This window comes from Catenibacterium sp. AM22-6LB, assembly GCF_003435615.1.
Taxonomy (GTDB): domain Bacteria; phylum Bacillota_I; class Bacilli_A; order Erysipelotrichales; family Coprobacillaceae; genus Catenibacterium; species Catenibacterium mitsuoka_A.
Map to the genome: position 1 here is coordinate 45,751 of NZ_QTUM01000006.1, position 8,615 is coordinate 54,365.

Below are 8,615 nucleotides of genomic sequence, written 5' to 3' on the forward strand. Positions count from 1 at the left end.
GTATTTACACCCATATTATGCTACACTTGTGGGGTAAAATAGAGGGAGGAAATTTTCATGTTTCTATTAATGATCAGTTTTATAGTGGCATTAGCACTTGTATTAGTGGCCATGCCTAAGGTTATACCTTACTTACATAAATTAAAGTTTGGACAGGTAGAAAGAGAAGAGGGACTTGCTTCTCATAAGAAAAAAGGCGGAACACCTACAATGGGTGGTGTTGTATTTATCATAGCTACTGTGATTGCAGCTTATATCTGCCATTATCAGAACTTTATGAATCCATATGTTAATCTATTAACATTTGCATTAGTAGGATTTGGACTTATTGGATTTATTGATGACTACTTAATCGTTGTACAGCATAGTAATAAAGGGTTGAAGCCTAGTTATAAATATGCAATGCAGTCAGTTATTGCAATTGCATTCTATTTCCTAGCTAAAGCATATTTACCTAACTTCTCAACTGAAATTATTATTCCTATTGCACATATTAGTGTTAATCTTAGTTGGTTCTATCCAGTCTTTGTTTATTTCATGTTTACTGCAGAATCTAATGCAGTGAATTTAACAGATGGATTAGATGGTCTTGCGACAGGACTTATGATTATTGCATTAACACCATTTGTTGCATTTGCAATTTTAAGTAAGAATATTGAAACAGCAATATTTGGTGCTGCACTTATGGGAGGTCTCGCTGGATTCTTAGTGTTTAATGCACATCCAGCTAAGATTTTCATGGGTGATTGTGGTTCTCTTGCATTAGGTGGTATTCTTGCAGCGTTTGCAGTCATCACTAAACAGGAACTACTTGTATTGATTATTGGAATCGTGCCTCTTATTGAAACATTATCTGTATGTATTCAGGTTATTTCATTTAAGACAAGAGGTAAGAGAGTATTTAAAATGGCTCCTATTCATCATCATTTTGAAATGTGTGGATGGAGCGAAAATAAAGTTGTTGTCACTTTCTGGGCAGTTGGATTTGTTGCGGGTATTATTGGATTATTGTTAGGGGTGTTATAAATGTTTAAAGGCAAAAAAGTACTTGTATTAGGACTTGCAAAAAGTGGTAAGGCAGCAGTTGAATTATTAAAGTTTATGCATGCTGATATCACTATCAATGAATCAAAGAAAAAAGAAGATATTCCTGAATATGACACATATGTGAGTGAAGGAATTGAAATGGTTTGTGGTGGACAGCCAGATGAATTATTTGAAAGAGATTTTGACTTTGTAGTTAAAAATCCAGGGATCAATTATCATGCTCCATTTATCTTGCGTTTAAAAGAACGTGGTATTCCTGTTTATACAGAAATTGAATTAGGTTATAAAGTGGCTAAAAAGCAGCTTTATATTGCGGTGACAGGAACAAATGGAAAAACGACCACAGTGACTTTGATTTATGAAATCTTGAAGGCTGCAGGTCGCAAGGCACATATTTGCGGTAACTACGGTATTCCTTATTGTGAAGTCGTGTTAAATGAACATTTATATGAAGAAGAAGGACATGATGTTGTAGTAGAAATGTCTAACTTCCAGCTTATTGATATTGAAGAATTCAAGCCAGAAGTGGCTACAGTTTTAAACTTAACACCGGATCATCTTGATTATATGGACTCTCTAGATGAATATTATGCATCTAAGATGCGTATTTATATGAATCAGGATGATAATGATTTATTTATTAATAATAGTGATGATGAAACTTTACAGTCTTATTTAGCACAGTATCCTGTTCCATCACATATTGAAACATTCTCAGTTAAAAGTCACGCAGATGTAGAACTTAAAGACAATGCAATCTATTACAAGGGTCAGAAGGTCATTAGTCGTGATGAAATCAAGATTGTAGGTTTACATAATGTTGCGAATATGATGGTTGCGATTGCAGCGTGCAGAGCAGTAGGTGTAAGTCTTGAATCTATTCATGACACTTTAGCTGCATTCAAGGGTGTAGAACATCGTATTGAGTTTGTAAGAGAACTTGATGGCGTACGTTATTACAATGACTCTAAGGGAACTAATACAGATGCAGCAGTGATTGCGATTAAAGCGTTTGAAAAACCTGTTATTTTATTAATGGGTGGTCATGAAAAGAATCTTGATTTAAAGGACGTAAGAGAACAAAATCCTCTTATTAAGACACTCATCTGTTTTGGTGAAACAAAAGAACGTTTCTCTAAAGATATGCAACATCCTCATACAATCGTAGTAGATCATATGAAAGATGCTATTTTAAAAGCAAAAGAGATTGCTGAAGAAGGCGATGTTGTATTGCTTTCTCCTTCAACAAGTTCATTCGATGAATTTCATAGTTATGTTGAAAGAGGAAATGTCTTCAAAGACATCGTGAACAAGTTATAGGAGTGAATTAAATGAAAATTATAGTAAGTGCTGGTGGAACAGGAGGACATATCTATCCTGCTCTTGCCTTAGTTGATTATATTAAGAAATGTGATCCTGATACTGAATTCTTATTTGTAGGTACGACAGATAGATTAGAATCTCAGATTGTACCTCAGATGGGTTTGGCATATCGTGGTTTACATGTAAAAGGTCTTGTAGGCAATCCTTTACAGAAAGCTAAAAATGCTTTGATTTTCTTAAAATCTTTAAAGTCTTCAAAGAAGATTTTAAAGGAATTTAATCCAGATATCGTTATTGGGTTTGGTGGTTATCCTAGTGCATCTATTGTCTTAGCAGCAAGTCAGAAAGGCTATAAGACAATGATCCATGAACAGAATTCCATCATTGGTTTAACAAACAAAATCTTAATTAAACGTGTAGATGAAATTGTCTGCTGTTATGAAAAAGCTTTAAAAGCATTTCCACAGGATAAGACAAAGTTACTCGGTAACCCTCGTGCTTCTGTTGTATCTGAAGGAGTACTCAAAGATGTACATGATCTTTACAATATTGCACCTGATAGAAAAGTTATGGTGATTGTTATGGGATCACTTGGTTCAGCAACAGTCAATGCTGTAATGAAGGATGCATTACATAAGATGGATCATAAGGATTATGATGTACTTTATGTAACAGGTAAGACTTATTATGAAAAGATGAAGGAAGAACTTAAGGACTTAAGTGATTCTATTCATGTATTACCATATATTGATGATATGCCTAGTGTTTTACATAGCTGCGATTTAGCAGTGAGCCGTGCAGGTGCTACAACTCTTGCTGAAATGACAGCATTAGGTACAGCTTCTATTATTATTCCTAGTCCTTATGTAGTGGCTAACCATCAGGAATACAATGCTCGTGAACTTGTAGCCAAAGGGGCTGCTCATTTGATTCTTGAAAAAGATTTAAATGCAGATGCATTTGTAGAAGTTGTTGATCAATATATGAACAATGAAGAAATGCGTAAAGAATTATCTAAAAAAGCACTTGCTTTAGGTAAGCCTTATGCATGTGAGGATATTTATAAAGAAATATTAAAATTAACTGGAGGACGCTAATATGGATGTGAAGCAGGTATATAACGATTTTGTGTCTATGAATATAGGCAAAGTCATTGAGAATGAACCTATGTACAAGCATACAACCTATAAAGTGGGTGGACCTGCCAAGATATTCGTTAAAGCAAACGATATCGATTCACTTATTCAGACTTTAAATTATTGTCGTGATCATGATATTAAGCACATGGTTATCGGTAATGGCAGTGATCTCCTATTTAGTGATAAAGAATATGATGGTATCATTATCTCAATGAAATCATTTGATGATGTGAAGATGAATGGTAGCACTATTGTGGCACAGGCGGGTGTCTCTATGATTGCCTTAGCTTATTCGAGTGCCAAAGCAGGATTATCAGGATTTGAATTTATGGGTGGTATTCCTGGAGATATGGGTGGTGGTATTTATATGAATGCCGGTGCCTATAAGTATTGTATGGCAGATGTATTTGTAAGTGCACGTGTGCTTGATGATGACTTAAATGTCATTACATTAAGCAAAGAAGATATGGAATTCTCTTATCGTCATTCAGTGTTACAAAAGCATCCAAACTGGATCATTCTTGATGCAACATTTGAAATGACAGCTAAAGATCCAGGAGAAATCCGTAAGGTATTAGATAAGCGTAAAGAACGTCGTATGAGTACACAGCCATGGAATTTTGCATGTGCAGGTAGTGTTTTTAGAAACCCTGAAGAAAAACCTGCCTGGCGTTATATTGATGAAGCAGGGCTGCGTGGTTATGAAATTGGTGGTGCACAGGTATCACCTAAACATTCGAATTTCATCGTAAACAATGGATATGCAAGTGCAAAGGATATACTTGATCTCATTAGACTTGTAGAAAAGACTGTTTATGAGAAGTTTGGAGTCAAGCTTCATAAAGAAGTTATTTTAGTGAATTGGGATTAAATATGGATAAGAAGCCCGATTTTGTATTTAATGAATATGATCGCAGCCCATCACGTGAGTTAATTGAGAAAAATAGACGTAAAAGAAAACTAAGAAAGCGTCGCTTGACACTTCTTGGTATTATTCTTTTAATAGTTTTGGGATATATGATATCCCCATTATCAAAGGTTATGTCTATAAAGGTCACAGGTAATTCACAGCTTACAAAAGATTTAGTTATAAAAGAATCAGGTATTACAGATCATACCTATCATTTCTTGTTAAAAAATGACACGATTAAAGATAATCTGAAGAAGACAGGTCTTGTCACAAAGGCTTATGTTACTCATAACATCCTTGGTGGTGTTTCTATTGAAATTCAAGAAGCAGCTTTGGTGGCATATATGGAACTAGACAATAAAACCTATGTCGTTACTGAAGAAGGTAAACTTATTCAGGTTGTTGAAGGTATGAATTATACAGGACTTAAACAGATTCCTAAGATTTCAGGATTTACTGATATCAAGGCAGTAGAAGAACTTGCAAGCCAGTATGTTGCTATTCCTGTTACGATAAGAAACGCTGTAAGTGATATCGTTTATTCTCCAGCAAAAGGATATGATGATCGTGTGGCTTTAATACTTGATGATGGAAAGAAATTGATTTTAGATATCCAGGGTATGAAGGATACATTGTCTCCATCTCGTTTTGATTACTCTGCTTATATGCAAAGTAAAAGTGATGTATGCGTATTCTCATTTGAGGGAAGAAATTTATACATGACTAAATGCGAGTAAACCTTACGAGTCATATATATGTAACTCGTGATAAGTAGTCTATAAATCGTTTTCATTATTTTGTAATTATGATAAAATAAGATTATATGTAAGGAGAGTGTCTATGAAAAGAATATATGCTGTTTTAGACATCGGTTCTACGACACTAAAGCTACTTGTCGCAGAGTTGATGAGCACTAATATTAATATACTCTTCACGAAGAAATTAGCGAGCCATGCCATTGAGGGTGGCTTGATCAAAAATGAAGAAGTACTGGTTGATGAAATCAGATCAATTATTAAGGAAGCAGATGTTGAATTGAATACAACAATTACATCTATTGCACTTGTTCTTCCTAGCAATTATGCAAGAACATACCAAACTAAAGGTATTACAAAAGTGAATTCACCTCAGGATAAAATTGAGGTCAGTGATATTGTGCGTGTTTTGAAGATTGCACAACGTTTTGAAAAGAGCAAGAAAGAAGAAATTGTATCAACTATTCCTGTTAAGTATCTTTTAGATACAAAAGAAGTGGATCATATGCCTCTTGGTATGCGTTCTGCCTCTTTAAAGGTAGAAGCACTTGTGATTACTACAAACAAGAAGGTATTGTATTCTTACCTGACAGCTGTAGAAAAAGCAGGATTGGATGTTATTGATATTACGATTGATGCATATGCTTCTGCAAAAGAAGCGTTTGATGCTGTATATCTTCAAGAAGGTGCAGTGATGATCAATATCGGATATGATCATTCAACTATTTCTTTCTTTGAAGAGGGCTATTTGAAATATTTGAAGACTGTACCAATAGGTGGCTATACCTTAACTTGTGCTATTGCAGATGCATGGCAGATTTCTATGGAACAGGCTGAAATATATAAAGTGAAATACGGCACATGTGAAAATGGTCTTGGTGAAGAAGATATCATCCATACTACTATCGTAGATGGAGTAGAAAAGAATTATACACAGAGGGATTTGTCTGAAGTATTACAGACAGCTGTGTGGGAAATGATGGCACAAATTAAACACTGTTTAGATGCTATCAATGATGGACGTACTTATGAAACTGTTGTTGTCGGCGGTGGAGGAGAATTACCTTGCCTCAATTTAATTGCGACAGATGTATTAGGTACACCTGTAAGATGTTATCGACCTGAAACAGTAGGTGCAAGAGATATGTCTCTGGTACCGTGTTTAGGTATGTTATATTGCCTAGATGATCGTAAGGAATTGATAGGTGAAGATGTTGTATCACTTGTTCTTCCTGATTTATCAAGCACGATGAGTTTAAAGGTGAGAGGTCTAACAATGGCTAAGACTGAAACAACTCATCATAAAGGCAAGTTTAGAAAGTTTTTTGATTCGATATTAAGTGATGATTAAAGTGAGGGCAGGACAATGGATGAAAATTTAGATTTTGTGAAGGTTGCAAAAATAAAAGTTATTGGTGTAGGTGGCGGAGGAAACAACGCCGTTAATAGAATGGTGACTGATGGAGTAAAAGGTGTTGATTTCTATGTAGCAAACACTGATGCACAGGTATTAAAAGGAATTACAGGTGTGAATAAGATCTTCTTAGGAAGAGATATTACACAGGGATTAGGTGCTGGAGGAAATCCAGAAATCGGACGTAAAGCAGCTCAGGAATCTGAAAATGAAATTAGAGAAGCTTTAGCTGATGCAAATATGGTCTTTGTTGCTGCCGGAATGGGTGGTGGAACAGGTACTGGTGGTGCACCAGTTGTTGCAAAGATTGCAAGAGATTTAGGTGCATTAACTGTAGGTGTAGTCACTTCTCCTTTCACATTTGAAGGGCCTAGAAGAAAAAGACAGGCTTTTGCAGGTTTAGAAGAATTACGTAAGAACGTAGACTCTATTATCGTTGTTTCTAACGATCGTCTTCTTGAAGTAATTGGTAATCGTCCAATGAATGAAGCATTCAGAGAAGCAGATAACATTTTACGTCAGTCTGTTCAGACTATTACTGATTTAATTGCGATTCCAGCAATGATCAACCTTGATTTTGCGGATGTTAGCTCAGTTATGAAGGATCGTGGCGATGCACTTATTGGTATTGGTATGGCTGAAGGTGAAAATAAAGCACAGGAAGCTGCAAAACGTGCTGTATCATCTCCATTATTAGATGTATCTATCAACGGTGCAAAGGATGCAATCGTCAACATTACTGGTGGACCAAGCATGTCATTATTTGAAGCAAGCGAAGCATTTGCGACTATTACTGAAGCAATTGGCAATGATGTCAATGCAATCATGGGTGTAGCTTCTAATGATCAGTTAGACGATCAGATCATCGTTACTATCATTGCAACTGGTTTTGAAGATGATCAGCCTGAAGAAGAAGTTGTAGTAACTCCAAAACAGGCATATACAGTACATGGTAATAAGACAACTACAGTTGTTGAAGATGATGATGAAGATCCATTACCAGGCTTTATTAGAAATAGAAAAATTTAAGCTAACATTATGTTAGCTTTTTTTACAAGGGGGAATTCTTATGTATAAATTTGGTTTTGTAGGCATGGGTAATATGGCCAGTGCAATTGCGCAAGGTTTTGTAGAATCTGGATTTATTCCAGGTAAAGAAATATGTGCTTATGATTTAAATAAAGCTCAATTAGATAAAATGAGTTCTTTTGGGATTGTAGCTTTAAATGATGCACATGAGGTCGTAAAAGAAAGTGATTTTGTCTTTTTATGTGTTAAACCACAGGTGATTGAATCAGTAGTAGCTGATATCAAAGAAGATTTAAAAGGCAAAGCAGTTGTTTCTATTGTACTAGGCTATGACTTTGATAAATACAATACACTATTAGATGCTTCTACAAGACATTTAACAGTTATGCCAAATACTCCAATGGCAGTAAGAGAAGGCATGTGTCTATTAGAACAGACTCATTCTTTAATTGATGAAGAATTTAGTACTATTAAAGATGCTTTCTCATCAGTAGGAGAAATAGAAGTAGTACCAAACCACTTAATGGCTGTAGGTGGCGCATTATCAGGGTGTGCACCTGCTTATATCTATATGGTGATTGAAGCGTTAGCTGATGGAGCTGTTATGCAGGGAATGCCAAGAAAGATGGCTTATAAGCTTGCAAGTCAGACAGTACTTGGATCAGGAAAGATGCAATTAAAAACCAATCTTCATCCGGGGATCTTAAAGGATGATGTTACTTCACCAGGTGGTTCTACTATTAGAGGCGTAAAAGCTTTAGAAGATGCTGGTATGCGCAGTGCATTTATTAACGCAATTGAAAAATCAATGAACAAATAAAACATTGCCTATAGGCACTAAAATAGCGCTTATAGGCTGCTTTTTTTATTTTTTCACAAAAAATGAATAAAAATCAAAAAAAAGTCTTTACAAAGGAAATGAATGATGGTAGTATAAGTGAGCACTCCGGTGAGGAGCGCAGACAGAACATTGAAAACTGAACAGATACACGTCAGAT

8 protein-coding genes are annotated in these 8,615 nt (G+C 35.5%); all 8 read left to right on the forward strand.

The window, feature by feature from the left end; translation table 11 throughout:
• Window positions 1-57: 57 nt before the first annotated feature.
• The 8 genes from mraY (at window position 58) to proC (ending at window position 8,437) form a co-directional block, all read left to right on the forward strand.
• Entirely contained in the window at window positions 58-1,026 is a 969-nt protein-coding gene (gene mraY, locus DW269_RS02815) for a phospho-N-acetylmuramoyl-pentapeptide-transferase (RefSeq protein ID WP_199409883.1), read from the forward strand.
• Window positions 1,027-2,367: a UDP-N-acetylmuramoyl-L-alanine--D-glutamate ligase gene (murD, locus tag DW269_RS02820; protein WP_117458464.1), complete on the forward strand. Its 1,341-nt coding sequence runs from the start codon at window positions 1,027-1,029 to the stop codon at window positions 2,365-2,367.
• 11 nt (window positions 2,368-2,378) lie between these two features.
• A complete protein-coding gene (murG, locus tag DW269_RS02825; protein ID WP_117458465.1) occupies window positions 2,379-3,467 on the forward strand; it encodes an undecaprenyldiphospho-muramoylpentapeptide beta-N-acetylglucosaminyltransferase in 1,089 nt (362 codons plus the stop codon).
• A 1-nt stretch (window position 3,468) separates the two neighbouring features.
• Window positions 3,469-4,380: a UDP-N-acetylmuramate dehydrogenase gene (murB, locus tag DW269_RS02830; RefSeq protein ID WP_117458466.1), complete on the forward strand. Its 912-nt coding sequence runs from the start codon at window positions 3,469-3,471 to the stop codon at window positions 4,378-4,380.
• Between the two features lie 2 nt (window positions 4,381-4,382).
• Entirely contained in the window at window positions 4,383-5,156 is a 774-nt protein-coding gene (locus DW269_RS02835; protein ID WP_117458467.1) for a cell division protein FtsQ/DivIB, read from the forward strand.
• Window positions 5,157-5,259: 103 nt separating this feature from the next.
• A complete protein-coding gene (ftsA, locus tag DW269_RS02840; RefSeq protein WP_117458468.1) occupies window positions 5,260-6,525 on the forward strand; it encodes a cell division protein FtsA in 1,266 nt (421 codons plus the stop codon).
• A 15-nt stretch (window positions 6,526-6,540) separates the two neighbouring features.
• Window positions 6,541-7,617, forward strand: coding sequence for a cell division protein FtsZ (gene ftsZ / locus DW269_RS02845; RefSeq protein ID WP_117458469.1), 1,077 nt, complete (start codon window positions 6,541-6,543; stop codon window positions 7,615-7,617).
• 40 nt (window positions 7,618-7,657) lie between these two features.
• On the forward strand, window positions 7,658-8,437 hold the full coding sequence (gene proC, locus DW269_RS02850; RefSeq protein WP_117458470.1) for a pyrroline-5-carboxylate reductase: 780 nt from the start codon (window positions 7,658-7,660) through the stop codon (window positions 8,435-8,437).
• Window positions 8,438-8,615 lie beyond the last annotated feature (178 nt).

Coding starts and splice junctions, on each gene's coding strand:
- DW269_RS02835 (WP_117458467.1), top strand. CDS start 4,383: ATGGATAAGAAGCCCGATTTTGTATTTAATGAATATGATCGCAGCCCA.
- ftsA (WP_117458468.1), top strand. CDS start 5,260: ATGAAAAGAATATATGCTGTTTTAGACATCGGTTCTACGACACTAAAG.
- murG (WP_117458465.1), top strand. CDS start 2,379: ATGAAAATTATAGTAAGTGCTGGTGGAACAGGAGGACATATCTATCCT.
- ftsZ (WP_117458469.1), top strand. CDS start 6,541: ATGGATGAAAATTTAGATTTTGTGAAGGTTGCAAAAATAAAAGTTATT.
- murD (WP_117458464.1), top strand. CDS start 1,027: ATGTTTAAAGGCAAAAAAGTACTTGTATTAGGACTTGCAAAAAGTGGT.
- proC (WP_117458470.1), top strand. CDS start 7,658: ATGTATAAATTTGGTTTTGTAGGCATGGGTAATATGGCCAGTGCAATT.
- murB (WP_117458466.1), top strand. CDS start 3,469: ATGGATGTGAAGCAGGTATATAACGATTTTGTGTCTATGAATATAGGC.
- mraY (WP_199409883.1), top strand. CDS start 58: ATGTTTCTATTAATGATCAGTTTTATAGTGGCATTAGCACTTGTATTA.